The organism is Mesorhizobium sp. RSR380A, assembly GCF_054719385.1.
Genome location: NZ_JBTTIB010000001.1, coordinates 4,863,847 through 4,878,736 on the forward strand (window position 1 = coordinate 4,863,847; position 14,890 = coordinate 4,878,736).

A 14,890-nucleotide genomic window follows, 5' to 3' on the forward strand; every position below is an offset into this window, starting at 1 on the left:
CCGACCGGTTTCACCCTATCGGATCACCGTTCGCAAACGCGAATTTCCTCGACGATCCTGTGATGATGGCGCCAATGCTTGACCAACTCTATACGGCAATGGCGATGGTGCCTGTGATACCTGTGGTACCTGAAGCCGTTGTCGTAGGCATCATACTGGTAGTAGGGGCGAGGAGCGTAGCGATCGTAATAGTCGCCATAGCTGTCATTGTAGTCATCGTCATAGTAGCCGTTGCCGATGCCGATCACGACGCGCCCGCCGGCATTCGCCGGGGCGATCATCGCCGCCGCCGCAGTGATAGCGATAGCCGAAGCAAGCAGGAGCTTTCTCATAGCTGCCTCCTATTCAAGGTTGCGCTAATATAACTCGCTGGGCACGACCTCGTTCCATAATTTTGCAAGATGCGAACGACCCCTGCGCCGTGCATTGCGAGGAAAGCCGGCGTCACCTCCTGTCAGCATCGTCCCCCGATTTTTGAACCCTTCGCCGCCCCAGCCATTAATCCGGCATGAATCAGCAAGGGAAGGACGAGACCATGCATGTCATTCTTGGAGGTACCGGCCATGTCGGCTCGGCGGCGGCAATGGCGCTGTTGCGGCAGGGCGAGGATGTCACGGTGGTGACGCGCGACGAGTCGAAGGCCGCATGGTTGGTTGAACAGGGCGCGGAGGCCGCGGTTGCCGATGTGCTCGATGTCGAGGCGCTGCGTGAAGTCTTGCGGCGCGGCAAGCGGGCGTTTCTGCTCAACCCGCCGGCCGATCCATCGACCGACACCGACGCCGAGGAGCGCAAGACGGTTGGCGCCATTGCGGCGGCGCTGGAGGGCTCCGGCCTCGAAAAGCTGGTGGCGGAATCGACCTACGGCGCGCAGGCCGGCGAGGGTGTCGGCGATCTCACCGCCCTTTACGGCCTCGAGCAGAAGCTGAAGGCCCAAGCCATTCCGGCAAGCATCAACCGCGCCGCCTATTACATGAGCAACTGGGATCAGGCCCTGGAGACGGCGCGGCGCGACGGCGTCATCACCTCCTTCTTCCCGGCGGATTTCGAGCTGCCGATGGTGGCGCCGCAGGATCTCGGCGAGGCCGCGGCGAGACGTCTGCTGGAGCCGGCGGACAAGACCGGCACGCACTATATCGAGGGCCCTCGGCGCTACTCAGCCGCCGATGTCGCCGCAGCCTTCAGTGCGGCGTTGCGCAAAAACGTGCGCGTGGTCACGGTGCCGCGCGAGCGCTGGACAGAAACCTACGAAAAACTCGGCTTCTCCAAAACGGCGGCCGAGTCCTATGCCCGCATGACCGGGGCCACGCTGGACAAGCCGATGCAGCCGGAAAACCCGGAGCGCGGCACGACCAGCCTGGAAAGCTATATTGCGGCGCTGGTCGAGGGCCGGCCGGAAGACCTGTTGAAGGGTGCCGCGTAAAGTGAAGGGTTGCTGTTGAGAAACAGGCGCTTCGACGACCTACGTGGCCCGCTATTCCTATTGCCTGACCGTTCGGCAGTTGCCCGCCGGCGGCGTGGTCTTGCAGATATCGATGGAGGTGCGCGTGTCGCCGTGACCGGTTTCGGTTATCAGATTCAGGTCCAAAAGTTCGTATGTCATGAGGTATCGTATGCTGTCGTCGGGTGTTTTTTGCATGGCCGATACGATCCACGAACCTGCTTTCATCTCGGTGAAATAGCTGTCGACCTTGCGTTCATACCATTTGGGTATCGGAACGAGGACGATGGTCTTCTTGCCGTGGATTTTCTTGGCGGCCGGCAGCATGATCCGGTGAATGCCGACAAAGGCGCGGCTGTCTGCCAGGCGCCGTACGCCGCCCGCAAGAACCATCGTACAAGCTGACGAACAGACTGCGCCGACGGGGTTGGCGACGCCGAAGCGGAGGTCGCCCGGCCCGCAGGCTTTTGTGTCTGGCGCGCATTCGGAGAACTCCGTCTTGCCAACCATCGTGTCGAGCCCGCTGGCGCGGATCATATGGCCAAGCGCCATCGCCGCATCGGTCTCGCCGCCCGGGGAATTCAACGCCAAAGGCAATTTGCGGGGGCCGAGTTTTTTCAGCAAAGCCTTCAGCAAAGCTGGCGTGCCGGCCACGATGTGACCTTCCGCCGAAATCCATTCCGGGCATGTCGGCTCGCATCCTGGCGTGCTGTTGCGTACAACGACGAAGTGCATCGGCGGTGTATATGCCAGTATGGCAGGCTCAGGCGTCGTTTGGGCGATCGCGCCGCCAATCGCCAGCAGCACGAAAACCAACGTCCATGCGAATGTCTTCATGCCGAGCCTCGCCTGGCAGAGCATCACTTGGGAAATGGGTCTTTGCAAGCATTATCAAAACAAGCCGAGCACGTGTTTCTATGGGCCGCGCACTATCTCTGCATGATGGACAGGCCGCTACTGGCGGCCCCTGTCTGAACCGTCGTCGCTTTCCGCCGCCCCCTCCCACCCGAACACACTGCGCCCTCCAAGCAGATGCGACTGGTCGAACTCGCCGGCGACGATCTCCTTAAGGCTTGGCCCGGTGACGTAGCGCTCCAGCCGCCGCGACTCGCCATCCAGCCGCTGCAGCGCGCCGAGCTCTTGCTCGCGGCCGAGCTTGGCCTTGCCGACGGCCGATTTCAGCACCGCGATCGTCTCGTCATAGACTTTCAGCGGCACCGGGAAGGGGTGCCGGTCCTTGCCGCCATGGGCGAGCGAGAAGCGCGCCGGATCGGAGAAGCGGCAGGGCGCGCCATGCACCACTTCCGCCACCATGGCCAGCGCCCGCACCGTGCGCGCGCCGACGCCGGGCACCAGCAGCAGCTCGGGAAAGTCGGCCGGCCCGCTTTCTATTGCCGCGGAAATGTTGCCGTGCAGCCGGTGCATGACGATGTCGCTCTCGCGCACGTCGTGATGCGCCGGCATCACCAGATTGGGCAGCATCGGCTGCGCCGCCGGTTTCGCAGGCGCTGCTTTCGGCGGCGGCTCCAGCACGGCAAGCTCGTCGAGGATCCGTTCCGGGCTCATGGTCTTCAACAGGTCGATCTGGCCGCTACGTGACGGCGCGGCGCGATGGTCGGTCAGGTTGACGATCTCGCCCTGCCGCTCGCCCTCGATCGCCGCATGCGGCTGGTCGACGAAGCTTGTCAGCCCTTCCGACAGCCAGTGATAGCGCCGCGCCTGGCGGCTGTCGCCGTTCATGCCTTGCTGCACCACCACCCAGCGGCTGTCGTCGGTGACGATGAAGCCGTGCAGATAGAGGTCGAAGCCGTCCTGCACGGCCGCACTGTCCACTTTGGCGACCAGGCGGCTGGCGGTGGCGAGTGCCGCGCCATCGATGCCGACGCGTTCGCCGATCGCGGTCAGCTCCTGCGGCGTCTTGCGCGAATGCGCGCCGCGCCCGCCGCAGACATGGATGCCGAGCTCGCGCGACATCGGGTTCAGCCCGCGCTTCAGCGCGCCGACGACCGAGGTGGTGATGCCCGAGGAGTGCCAGTCCATGCCCATGACGGCGCCGAAAGACTGGAACCAGAACGGATGCGCCAGCCGCCGCAACAGCTCGTCGCGGCCATAGTGATGGATGATCGCCTCGCACAGCACAGCGCCCAGCCGAGTCATGCGATCGCCCAGCCATTTCGGAACCCGCCCGCCATGCAGCGGCAAATCCGCACTGCCGCTTCGCTGCGTCAAGTGAAAGCTCCGTGGCTAAGGCGCACCGGCGGTGCGCCTGTGATCTAGATGGCATTTGGGGGGCGATTTGCAAGTGGGGTGGGGGCGGCGACTATCGTCGCCCTACGCTCTTCTTGGCGTCTCGCCGAAAGATGCAGTTACGCCGCCTGTCGCACCTGGCAATAAGGTCGGCTCCATGCTTGTAGGCGAGACAGGTCTCGAATAGAGCTTACCCAGCCGACGGCAACTATTAAAATCAAAAACGATGTCGCAATTCTGGTGGGTAAATCACAGTCAGACCGCCTGCCAAGAGATCGACGGGCAATATCTCTGGTCGCCCAAAACTCAGAAGAATGGGGCACGCAGCGAGTTCTACAAAAATATGCGTCGGGCGACACCTGGTGACCTCGTGTTGTCTTTTTTCGGTCAAGCCGTGCGCTATATTGGTCGGGTAGCGGAGTTTGCATTCACAGCACCGAAACCACCGGAGTTCAAGAACACTGGAGCCAATTGGAACGAGGAAGGTTGGCTTCTCCCGGTGTATTGGGCGCCGCTCCTGCCGACGGTGCGCCCGTCGGACATAATTGGCGAATTGGGTCCGCTTCTGCCTGCCCGATACTCGCCCATCGACCCAAACTCCGGATCAGGCCGTCAAAACGCCTATCTCGCGAGCGTATCGCAAGAGGTGTTTCACACAATTGTCGCGGGTACAGCTTTCGACCGCGAAGCTTTGAGGCGTGGTGGCGCAAACAGTCTCACTTTCGAAGTCGTCAATGAAATTTTAGAGGACGTCGTTGAGCGCCGTATCCGAGACGACCTCCAACTCGAGGACACTGTAAAGACGAGCGTCATTCAAGCTCGTCGCGGCCAAGGTAAATTTCGTTCCAGTGTCGAAGCCATGGAGCGCTCGTGCCGACTCACAGGGGTCACCAATCCCTCGTTGCTGATTGCAAGCCACATCAAGCCTTGGCGCCTATGCGCTTCCGCGCAGGAGCGCTTGGACGGCATGAACGGGCTGCTCCTCACGCCTGATGCCGACCACCTCTTTGACCGTGGCTTCATCAGTTTTGAAGATAGCGGGCAGGTCCTCATATCCCAGCGCGTCGACAAGACTGATTTGCGGCGGCTCGGATTCGAGCAATTGGTGATGCAGAGTTTCGGCTTTGCCGAAGCCCCCGCCGTCTGGCGCACTAGCACCTTCACCCCGCCGCAGCAGGCTTACCTCGCTCACCATCGAGAGGATGTGTTTGTGGCATAGCTCGCATCAACTGAGCGTCAGCCGTCAGGTCCCCCTACCTCGCCGCCCCCTAAAACACCGCCTTCTCCAAGAGCGGCTCCAGTGATTCAGCAAATAGCGTCGCCAGGTGGTGCCGGTCGCGGAAGGCGAGTTGGCCGTTGATGAACACGTGGCAGGTTTGGGCGTCGCAGAACTGGCTGGTCAGGTCGACATAGGTGGCGCCGGGCACGCTGCGCACGACGTCGCGCTCGGCCGCGGCGATGTCGTCGTTCGCCGCCGCGTCCCTCGGCGTGTCGCAGACTTCAGGCACCTGCCCGCGCCACAGCGCCCGCGCCACGCATTTGTCGGCATAGCTTCCATTGTAGGGAACGTCCCGGATTACCGCGACCTTGATCCCGGCCCGGCTGAATGCCGCCAGCGTCCAGCGCAGGCCGGTCTTCCACTCCTCGTTCCCATCGGCGTGCTTCAGTTCCTCGGGCGATTCCTTCATCACATTGCCGATCGAAAATTCCGAGATCACCACCATGTGCGGGTGCAACGCGATAATGTCCTTGACCGATTGCTCCCGCCACTGGTCGCATTCGGTGTAGTCGCGCTTCAGCCGCCAGTTCCAGGTCGTCACCCGCGAGGCACGGCAGGACGATTTGAGATAGGTGACGAGGCGATAATTGTTCTTGGCCGCCGCCTCGATCAGCGGCGTCGACCAGTGGTCGGCATGCGAATCGCCGAACAGCGCAATCGAGCGCGGGGCGTCCTTGTTGCCGAACACGCAGGCCTTCGGCGTCACCGTCTCAAAGGAAAGAATACAGCCGGCCGCGCGCGCCGTGGAAGGCTGCGCGGCGCTGGCGGCAATGCTGCGCTGCTCAGGGTCCAGATCGTGGACGGCCAGCCTGGCATTGGCATATGCGGCTGCGACGCTGGTGCCGGTCAGGAGGACGGCCGGCACCAGCGCCCGCGCCGCACTGGCCATCAGCCAGCCATTGCGGCGGATCGGGTTCTCGATGACATGATAGGTGAAGACCGACAGCGCCAAAGTGAGCGCCAGGCAGGCGAGGCGTCCGAGCGGCGACAGCTCGGGCACCACCATCGTGGCATAGACGATCACCGGCCAGTGCCAGAGATAGAGCGAGTAGGAGAGTTTGCCGACCCATTGCAGGGGCGGCAGCGCCAGTGCCGCGCTCGGGCTTTTCTCAGCGCTCTGCCCTTGCTGCGCATGCGCTGAACCGGCGAGCAGCAACAGCACTGTGCCGGCCACCGGCACCAGGGCGAGGAAGCCGGGGAAGGGGGCTTCCTCGCTGAAGGAGAGATAGGCGCCGGCGATCAGCGCCAGGCCGAGCCACGCCAGCGGCGCGGCGAGCCGCGGGCGGTTTTGCCAGACTTGTTGCGGCACCATGCTGGCCAGCCCGCCGGCGGCGAACTCCCAGACGCGCAGCGGCGAGAAGTAGAAGGCCCAGGGCTGTGAGACCGTGGTGAGCCAGGCGCAGACGGCGAACGAGACGAGACCGGCAATGCCGATCACCAGGATCGCGCCGCGCTTGCCGGGGCGCAGCCATGCCGCCAGTGCAAGCAGCGCCGGCCAGGCGAGATAGAACTGCTCCTCCACCGACAGCGACCAGAAATGGACAAACGGGTTGCTGGCCGCATCTGCGGCGAAATAGTCGAACAACCAGCGGATCAGCCACAGATTGATCATGTAGGCCGAGGCGAACATGGCGCCCCTGGAATAGAGCGATTGTTCCTCCGGCGACAGGATGAAGGCGCCGGCCACCAGCGTGGCGAGAATGACGAACAGCGACGCCGGCAACAGCCGCCGCGCGCGCCTCGCGTAGAAGCGCCACAGGTTGAGCCGCCTGGTCTCGGTGATTTCGGCAAGCAGGTGTTTTGTGATCAGATAGCCCGAGATGACGAAGAAGATGTCGACGCCGGTAAAGCCGCCGGGCAGGCCGGTGAAGCCGAAATGAAAGGCGATCACGCCTGCCACCGCCAAGGCACGCAGTCCTTCGATATCGGGCCGGAACGATGCTGACACGATTTGCCACCTCGTGCTGGTGCATGACCCCGCCTCGGCGAGTAACGATCGCGCCGGGATCATACGTGCGGCAGCTTTGCGCCCAACGGGACACGGCGCTGCAACCGTTCACAGTCGGACCAAGACTCCGCCCTATGGGTCGATATCGCAATGCAACAAATCTAACGCAGTGCAACATTGGAGGAGGCGACGCCGCTGATCTCCCCCCTTGAGGGGGAGATGGCCGGCAGGCCAGAGGGGGTCGGTTCGACCGGACTCGGCCCAATCCTGCAAGTGAAGGCAGGCGCTCCACGCGCGGCGACCCCCTCTGTCGCCTTCGGCGACATCTCCCCCTCGATGGGGGAGATTAGGTCCCCGCCTCCTTCGCCAAATCTCCGACATCCGGGGTCGGCCCTTGCGTTGCCCCCGTCACACGCATCGGCTATCCAACCGGCAGCCATGCAATTCAAACGGAGCCTCCCATGACCAACACCACCATTTTCAAATTCGGCGCTGTCGAGCATGCCGAGGGCGGCGACTTACCGGGCTGGATCGTTGTCGCGGGCCGGCCGACCATGCAGACCGCCGTGCAGCACACCACCGCCGACGGCAAGGTGCTGTCGGGCACCTGGCGGGCCTCGCCCGGCACTTATCACGCCACCTACACCGACTATGAGTTCGTGCACATGATCGCCGGCCGCATCATCATCACGCCCGATGGCGGCACGCCGGTCGAGGTCGGTCCGGGCGATGCGTTCGTGGTCGAAGCCGATTTCAAGGGCACCTGGCAGATCATCGAGCCGGTAACCAAGCACTTCGTCGTCAAGCTTGCTTGATCGACGTCGTCAGGCTTGCCTGATCGGTGCCGATACACCTCGGCCGGCGCGGTTCATCGCCAGCGTCCCCCTCGCCCAGCAGGGGAGGGGGACGTAGCGAAGCGAATATCGGTTAAGAGGGCGTCACCTCGTTCGCTTCGAACCGATGCGGATCGAAAAGCTGAGACGATGGCGTTCTGCGGAGCCTGGTCGAGAGAACGCAGGCCAGGACTGCTGCCGGGTCGCCGGCGCGTCAGCCAAGAGCGAGCGGCGCACTTCGAGAGTGCATGCCGCCCGTCCGGCGCCGGGCCGTCAATGCTGTTGTTACGAAACCCCCCAGCCCCGTCTCAACCGCCACGGCCATGGCGTGACCCATGGCTTGCTATACGCATGCAGCACCGCGGTCTGTCAACGCCGCCCGCGATGGCCGCGGGGGGTCGCCTTTGCACCTCCCGGCCAGCTTCCAACCGGCCGCGCGGACGCCATTCGCCGCTACAAAATGCGCTTGAAATGGCGGTTTTCCGGGTGTTCCGGCCGCTCCGGAGCGGCCCTTTGGCGCGACAGAGGTCGCGATCTAGGCGATTGGATGAATTTGTCTTTCGCGGCTGAAACGTTTCAGGAGCCGATTTGTAAACCTGACTTTTTTTGGGTGTATTTCCCTCACGTCAGTTTTGCACTCCAGCCGGCCCGATCGACCCGCCGGAGGGCAAGCCTCAGGGGCCGGCGTCGGCGCTCTGAGTCTCTCGGACCGACGGGCGCCGGACCATGCCGCTGACGACATAGGCCGCCGCGCCCAGCGCCGTGATCCAGAAGCTCGTCGGCCAGTCGGTCAGGAAGGCGAGCGTCAGGCTGATCCAGGCGATGATCACGGCAAGCGCGATGGACGTCAGCACGCCGGCTCCGACGCCGCTAGTAAGCCTGAGCGCGGTGGCTGCAGGCGCCACCATCAGCGCGAAGACGAGCAGCACGCCGACGATCTGCACCGCCTCGGACGTGGCGACGGCGACCAGCACCATGAACAGGGTCGAGACAAGAGTGAGCGGCACGCCGCGCGCTTCGGCGAGTTCCGGCTGCAGGCTGGCGAACAGCAGCGGCCGCGCGATCAGCAAAAGCGCGACAAGGATCGCCACCGCCAGCACCGCAAGCACGATAACGGTGCGCAGGCTGATGCCCAGCACATTGCCGAACAGCACGTTGGTCGCCTGCGAGGCGAAGGCGGTGTAGAAATGCAGAAACAGCAAGCCCAAGCCGAGCGACAGCGTCAAAACGATGCCGATGGCGACGTCGCGATGCGCGCGTTCGCCGAGCAGGCCGATGCCGATGCCGGCGGCGACGGTAAACACGGTGAGGCCGAGAAACGGCGACAGCCCGATCAGGCCGGCGCCGGTGGCGCCGGGAAAGCCGACATGGGAGAGCGCATGACCGGCGAAGGTCTGGCCCCGGAGCACGAGGAAATAGCCGACCGCGCCCGAAACGATGCCGACGATGGTGCAGGCATAGAAGGCGTTGCGCATGAATTCATAGTCAAAGATCGTGGACATGCGCCCCGCTCTCCAGTTCGACATCGTCGGCCATGACGAAGATGCGGCCGGCAACCCGCACCACATTGATATGCGTGCCATAGAGTTTCGACAGCACCGGACCGCTGATGACCTCGTCGACGGAACCGATCGCCGCCTTGCGGTTGCCGAGATAGAGCACGCGGTCGACGGCGCGCAGCAGCGGGTTGATCTCGTGCGAGCAGAACAGCACGGCAATGCCGAGCCGCTCGCCGATCTGATGCACCAGGTCGATGATCGCGCGCTGATGGCCTGCATCGAGGCTGATCAGCGGCTCGTCGAGCAGCAGCAGTTGCGGATTGCCGATCAAGGATTGCGCGATCAGGATGCGCTGGCGCTCGCCTCCGGAAAGCTCGCCCAGCGGCCGCCGCGCAAGGTCGCCGGCGCCCACCTCTTCAAGAGCCTTCCACGCCGCCTCCTTCTCGGCAGCCGATGCGACGGGCCAGCCCCAGCGATGCCCGCCGGCGGCACTCAGCACGAAGTCGAGGCCGCTGACGCCGACATCGCCAAGCGCGCGCCGCGCCTGCGGCATATAGCCGATGTCGGCGTTGCCGCGCGTCGGCGATTTGCCAAGCACCGAAATGGCGCCGCCGGCCGGTTTGATCAGGCCGAGAATGGCGCGCAGCATCGTCGTCTTGCCGGCGCCATTGGCGCCGAGCAGGCCGACAAAGGCGCCTTGCGGTAGAGAAAAGGAGACGTCGGATAAAACCCGGCGTCCCCCATAGGTCAGCGTGACCTTGTCGAATTCGATTGCGTTCATTTAGTCACATTCATTCGCAGTCACATTCATTGTGTGCGGGCGGCGAGCGCCTTCTGGACCGCGTCGATCTGGCCGCCGAACCAGGTCTGGATCGTCTGGCCCGCCGGTTCCGTCTCGGTGACGCCGATGACCGTGACCTTGTTCTGCTTGGCGATGTCGAGCAGCCTTGTCGTTGCCTCGTCGGTCACCTGCGAATTGTAGAACAGGATCTTGGCCGAGCCGCCCTTCAGGCTGTTTTCGAACGCCGCCACCTGCGTGGCGCTCGGCTCCGCATCGTTCATCAAGGCCACCTGGAAATCGTAGTTCAGCATCTTGAGACCGAGCGCTTCCGCCATGTAGCCGAAGACCGGCTCGGTAGCCGTCACCTCGGTGCCGGCATAGGTGTTCTTGACGTCGGTGATTTCCTTGTCAATGGCCTCGAGCGAGGTCTGGAATGCCTTCAGGTTCGTCTCATAATACACGGCATTGGCCGGATCGCGCTTGGCAAGGTCGGCGCTCAGCGCCTTGGCGATGGCCGGCAGCGTCGCCGGGTCGTACCACAGATGCGGGTTGTCGCCCGACTTCTTGCCGATCAGGTCGGCGGCGACGATGGTCGTGCGATCCTTGGCTGTCGAGGCCGACAGCAGCTTGTCCATCCACGGATCGTAGTCGGCGCCGTTATAGATGACGATCTTGGCGTCGGCGATGGTGCGCGCCGTCGACGGGCTGGTCTCGAACAGATGCGGATCGTCATCGGGATTGGCCAGGATGCTGGTGACGGTGACGTTGCTGCCGCCGATCTGGCGGGCAAGGTCGCCATAGAAATTCTCGGCCGCCACGATGGTCAGCTTGTCTTCGGCGCGGGCAGCCGTGCCGGTCAAAAGCGGCACCGCGACGAGCAGCGCGGCGAGAAAGGGAATGCGACGCATCCGTGGTCTCCTTGCAGTCTGAAATGTATGTCGCCGGAGAGGCGGGCTGTGTAACTGTATAACAGTAACAATATAACGTTTGCGTCGAAAATACGGCTGATGTCAATGGGCTTTTCGAGCCGCGCAGTTTTTCACGCGCACAAACCGTGAGCGGCCTGCGCCGATCAGGCGGAGCCACTCATGCGTGTCGGCTATATGCGAAAGGGCAGGCGATCGCCGGCACCGCGAGGCCGCCGCGAGCACACCGTCGTGGCGGTATCCTGATGAATTCGCGGCGGGTAAGTTCCTTGCTTGTTGCCGTCAGTTTTGCGGACGCCTTCCCTCCCACGCGTCCTGCAACAGGGCGCGGATTGCGGCGCGGTCGAAAGGCCGCGGATTCCAGTATGGGTTCCTGGTCGCGATCTCAGCGGCGCGGTCGAGATCGGCCTGCATGAGGCCGAGTTCTTTCAATGTAAGGGGCGCGCCGACCGCCTTGGCGAAATCGTGGAGACCGCCGCCCGCACTGCCGCCAAACAAGTCGGCGACCGGCTTCAACGAGTCGGGCACCGCGACGGCGTTGAAGCCGATCGTGTGCGGCAACATCACCGCATGGGTCTCGGCATGCGGCATGTCGAAAGAGCCGCCCAGTGTGTGACAGATCTTGTGATGCAGCGCCATGCCGACGGCGCCGAGCACCGTACCGCACAGCCAGGCGCCGTAAAGCGCATCGCTGCGTGCATCGATATTTCCAGGCTCCTTGGTCAACACCGGCAGCGCCGCCGTCATGGCGCGCAATCCTTCTTTCGCCATCAGGGTGGAAATCGGATGGCGATCCTGCGCGTAAAGCGCTTCGGCCGCGTGCGCCATAGCGTTGAGTCCTGACGCGACGCTCATCGCTATCGGCAGGCCGACGGTCAGCTCTGGATCGTAGATCACCACTTCCGGCAGGATCCTTGCGTCACGCATTGTGGTTTTTTCGCCGTTCTCGGTCTGACCGAGGATCGGCGTCACCTCCGAGCCGGCATAGGTGGTCGGGATGACGATCTGCGGCAGGTCGGTGCGCCAGGCGATCGCCTTGCCGAGACCGGTGGTCGAGCCGCCGCCAAGCGCGACAACGCAGTCAGCGTTGACCTCGGTCGCCTTGGCCATTGCCGTTTGGGTTACCTCGACCGGCGTGTGCATGGCGGCGCCCGAAAAGGTGCCGGCCGCCAGCGCGCCGAGGGATTTGGCAAGCGCCTCGCCGTCGGCAGCCCGATGCGGCGTCGACAGCACCAGCGCGCGATTGCAGCCGAGCTTTTCGATCCAGGTGCCCACCTCGGACGACGCGCCATTGCCGAAGACAATATGCGCAGGGCTGCCGGAGTAGGTGAACGTCCTTGTCATGCCGATCCGCTCCCTTTGCATATTGTCACTGTGACGGAGCCGAAATCGAGCGACCAGCTCTCGCCGCCGGCGACATCGTTTGCGTCGTCACCGTCTCGCAAGCGGGGCCTGATCTCTCCCGCGTACTCGCAAACGTATCGCCTTGACCACAAAAACGTCAAAAAAGTATCAGTGAGGTGGACACACCGTGGTGGCGGCTGCATGAATTGCCGCCTAAGCTTCGATCACTGCAGAGAGCGGCAAACGCGGCCTGCGGGAGATGGCACTGCAACTGGTCGCATGACCGGACCGGCGCCGGGAGGAACTGACATGAATCCGGACTTGGAAGTCGTCCAGATCAGACGCGGCGAGTCGTTCAAGGCCTGGGCCCACGGCTACCCCTTCCACACGGTGCGCTGGCACTTCCACCCCGAATACGAAATCCATCACGTCGTCGCCACCACGGGCCATTATTTCGTCGGTGACTTCATCGGCGAGTTCGAGCCCGGCAATCTCGTGCTCACCGGCCCGAACCTGCCGCACAACTGGGTCAGCGACGTGCCGGCAGGCGCCAGCGTGCCGCTGCGCGGCCGCGTCGTGCAGTTCTCGCAAGAGTTCATTGCCGACGCCACCGCCGCGTTGCCGGAACTTGCCGGTTGTGAAAACATTCTCGAGCTCAGCCGCCGCGGCGCGCTGTTCTCCACCGCTACCGCCAAGCTCGCCGCACCTGTGCTGGCCGAACTGGTCGAGGCGCAAGGCGTTCGCCGCATCGCTTTGTTCATGGAGCTCATCGACATTCTGAGCCGCGCCGCCGATGTGCGGACGCTGACCAGCGCCAGCTATCTGCCGGATCCCTCAGGCTTCATGTCGGCCGGCGTCAACAAGGCGCTTGCCTATATCAACGCCAACCTGACCGAGCCGTTCAGCGAAAGCGATCTGGCGGCGATCGCCGGCCGCAGCCCGAGCGCGTTTTCGCGCAGCTTCCGCCGCCATACCGGCATGGCGCTGGTGCAGTATGTCAACCGGCTGCGCATCAACCTTGCCTGCCAGTTGCTGATGAGCGAGGCCGACATGCCGATCACCGAGATCTGCTATGCCGCCGGCTACAACAACATCTCGAATTTCAACCGCCAGTTCCTGACCCAGAAAGGCATGTCGCCTTCGCGCTTCAGGGCCCTGCTGGCGGAAAACGTCAGCGCGGAGATTGCCGCCTAACAGGGAGGACCGGGAGGAGCCTAGACATTTACTGAGGTAAGAACGCGGGGTGCGTTGGAGGCGCTCCGTGCTGGAGATCGCTTGTCCCGAAATCCAGAGATATCTAGAGGATGCGCAGCACGGATCAAGTGCTCCGTTGTTCCTCGCAACAGCCCGACTGCAGTCAAGGCCCGGTGCCGTATGGTGTCCAGGGCTTCATGAAACCATTCCTTGAAACGGAGCTATCGAAATGACCAGATTTGCCTGGAAATCGACGGGAGCCATCGCGCTCACTCTTTCTCTTCTTGGCGGCACCGCTGCCTTTGCTGCCCCGGCTACCGACGCCACGGTCGCCTTCTTGATGCCCGACCAAGCCTCGACGCGCTACGAGCAGCACGACTATCCCGGCTTCGTCGCCGAGATGAAAAAACTCTGCCCCGGCTGCAAGGTGATCTACCAGAACGCCGATGCCGACGCCTCGCGCCAGCAGCAGCAGTTCAACTCGGTGATCTCGCAAGGCGCCAAGGCGATCGTGCTCGACCCTGTCGACTCGACCGCCGCCGCCTCGCTGGTCAAGCTGGCGCAGAGCCAGGGCGTCAAGGTCATCGCCTATGATCGCCCGATCCCGACTGCACCTGCCGACTTCTACGTCTCGTTCAACAATGAAGGCATCGGCAAGGCCATTGCCGACTCGCTCGTCGAACACCTCAAGGCGCTGAAGGTCGACCCCGCCAGCGGCGGCCTGCTGCAGATCAACGGATCGCCGACCGACGCGGCCGCCGGGCTGATCAAGAAGGGCATCCATTCCAGCCTCGACAACAGCGGCTACAAGATCCTTGCCGAATACGACACGCCGGAATGGGCGCCGCCGAAGGCGCAGCAATGGGCAAGCGGCCAGATCACCCGCTTCTCCACGCAGATCGTCGGAGTCGTTGCGGCCAATGACGGCACCGGTGGTGGCGCCATCGCCGCCTTCAAGGCCGCCGGTGTCGATCCGGTGCCGCCGGTGACCGGCAACGACGCGACGATCGCCGCACTGCAGCTGATCATCGCCGGCGACCAGTACAACACCATCTCCAAGCCGAGCGAGATCGTTGCGGCGGCTGCCGCCAACGTCGCCGTCCAGCTTCTGTCGGGCGAGACGCCGAAGGCCGAAATGACCCTCTACGACACCCCATCGCAGCTGTTCACGCCGGCGGTGGTGACGCAGGAAAACCTCAAGGCCGAGATCATCGACAAGAAGATCAACACCGCCGAAGAGCTCTGCGTCGACCGCTATGCCGAAGGCTGCAAGAAGCTCGGCATCACAAAGTGACAATGCAGGTCGCCCAAAATCGCGCAGCGGTTTTGGGATAAGACATGCATAGAAGGATGACCTAGAATCCTCATCCTGCTTTCCGGCCGCCCTTGCGGCGGCCGGAA

At 63.5% G+C, this 14,890-nt stretch carries 13 protein-coding genes; 5 read left to right on the forward strand and 8 right to left on the reverse strand.

The window, feature by feature from the left end:
- Positions 1 to 23 precede the first annotated feature (23 nt).
- Positions 24 to 332, reverse strand: a complete 309-nt coding sequence (locus ACYG9Z_RS23465) for a hypothetical protein (RefSeq protein ID WP_023693854.1) — start codon at positions 330 to 332, stop codon at positions 24 to 26.
- 203 nt (positions 333 to 535) lie between these two features.
- Between ACYG9Z_RS23465 and ACYG9Z_RS23470 the strand changes: the two genes are divergently transcribed.
- Entirely contained in the window at positions 536 to 1,420 is an 885-nt protein-coding gene (locus ACYG9Z_RS23470; protein WP_023751862.1) for an NmrA family NAD(P)-binding protein, read from the forward strand.
- A 57-nt stretch (positions 1,421 to 1,477) separates the two neighbouring features.
- On the opposite strand, the gene ACYG9Z_RS23475 is transcribed toward ACYG9Z_RS23470, so the two are convergent.
- Together ACYG9Z_RS23475 and ACYG9Z_RS23480 are read right to left on the reverse strand one after the other, a co-directional pair.
- Positions 1,478 to 2,275 carry a COG3904 family protein gene (locus ACYG9Z_RS23475; protein WP_156931521.1) on the reverse strand — a complete coding sequence of 266 codons (798 nt, stop codon included), beginning with the start codon at positions 2,273 to 2,275 and terminating at the stop codon, positions 1,478 to 1,480.
- Positions 2,276 to 2,392: 117 nt separating this feature from the next.
- On the reverse strand, positions 2,393 to 3,667 hold the full coding sequence (locus ACYG9Z_RS23480; RefSeq protein ID WP_023751864.1) for a DUF763 domain-containing protein: 1,275 nt from the start codon (positions 3,665 to 3,667) through the stop codon (positions 2,393 to 2,395).
- Between the two features lie 244 nt (positions 3,668 to 3,911).
- Between ACYG9Z_RS23480 and ACYG9Z_RS23485 the strand changes: the two genes are divergently transcribed.
- Positions 3,912 to 4,904 carry an HNH endonuclease gene (locus ACYG9Z_RS23485; protein WP_023751865.1) on the forward strand — a complete coding sequence of 331 codons (993 nt, stop codon included), beginning with the start codon at positions 3,912 to 3,914 and terminating at the stop codon, positions 4,902 to 4,904.
- Between the two features lie 49 nt (positions 4,905 to 4,953).
- On the opposite strand, the gene ACYG9Z_RS23490 is transcribed toward ACYG9Z_RS23485, so the two are convergent.
- Positions 4,954 to 6,912, reverse strand: coding sequence for an acyltransferase family protein (locus ACYG9Z_RS23490; RefSeq protein ID WP_023751866.1), 1,959 nt, complete (start codon positions 6,910 to 6,912; stop codon positions 4,954 to 4,956).
- 461 nt (positions 6,913 to 7,373) lie between these two features.
- On the opposite strand from ACYG9Z_RS23490, the gene ACYG9Z_RS23495 reads away from it, so the two are divergent.
- Positions 7,374 to 7,727: a cupin domain-containing protein gene (locus ACYG9Z_RS23495; RefSeq protein ID WP_023672492.1), complete on the forward strand. Its 354-nt coding sequence runs from the start codon at positions 7,374 to 7,376 to the stop codon at positions 7,725 to 7,727.
- 692 nt (positions 7,728 to 8,419) lie between these two features.
- Here ACYG9Z_RS23495 and ACYG9Z_RS23500 read toward each other — a convergent pair.
- The 4 genes from ACYG9Z_RS23500 to ACYG9Z_RS23515 all read right to left on the reverse strand — a co-directional run bounded on the left by ACYG9Z_RS23500 (position 8,420) and on the right by ACYG9Z_RS23515 (position 12,295).
- The gene (locus tag ACYG9Z_RS23500; protein ID WP_023685454.1) at positions 8,420 to 9,247 is read right to left on the reverse strand and encodes a metal ABC transporter permease; all 828 of its coding nucleotides are present in this window, start codon (positions 9,245 to 9,247) and stop codon (positions 8,420 to 8,422) included.
- Positions 9,231 to 10,025: a metal ABC transporter ATP-binding protein gene (locus ACYG9Z_RS23505; RefSeq protein WP_023685455.1), complete on the reverse strand. Its 795-nt coding sequence runs from the start codon at positions 10,023 to 10,025 to the stop codon at positions 9,231 to 9,233. Before ACYG9Z_RS23505 ends, ACYG9Z_RS23500 begins: the two co-directional genes overlap by 17 nt.
- 26 nt (positions 10,026 to 10,051) lie before the next feature.
- On the reverse strand, positions 10,052 to 10,933 hold the full coding sequence (locus tag ACYG9Z_RS23510) for a metal ABC transporter solute-binding protein, Zn/Mn family (protein ID WP_460222852.1): 882 nt from the start codon (positions 10,931 to 10,933) through the stop codon (positions 10,052 to 10,054).
- 300 nt (positions 10,934 to 11,233) lie between these two features.
- A complete protein-coding gene (locus tag ACYG9Z_RS23515) occupies positions 11,234 to 12,295 on the reverse strand; it encodes a maleylacetate reductase (protein ID WP_023743878.1) in 1,062 nt (353 codons plus the stop codon).
- A 309-nt stretch (positions 12,296 to 12,604) separates the two neighbouring features.
- Between ACYG9Z_RS23515 and ACYG9Z_RS23520 the strand changes: the two genes are divergently transcribed.
- Entirely contained in the window at positions 12,605 to 13,489 is an 885-nt protein-coding gene (locus ACYG9Z_RS23520) for an AraC family transcriptional regulator (protein ID WP_023702911.1), read from the forward strand.
- A 229-nt stretch (positions 13,490 to 13,718) separates the two neighbouring features.
- Positions 13,719 to 14,783 (forward strand): ABC transporter substrate-binding protein, encoded by a 1,065-nt coding sequence (locus ACYG9Z_RS23525; RefSeq protein WP_023751868.1) that lies wholly within the window; start codon positions 13,719 to 13,721, stop codon positions 14,781 to 14,783.
- The last annotated feature ends 107 nt before the right edge of the window (positions 14,784 to 14,890 follow it).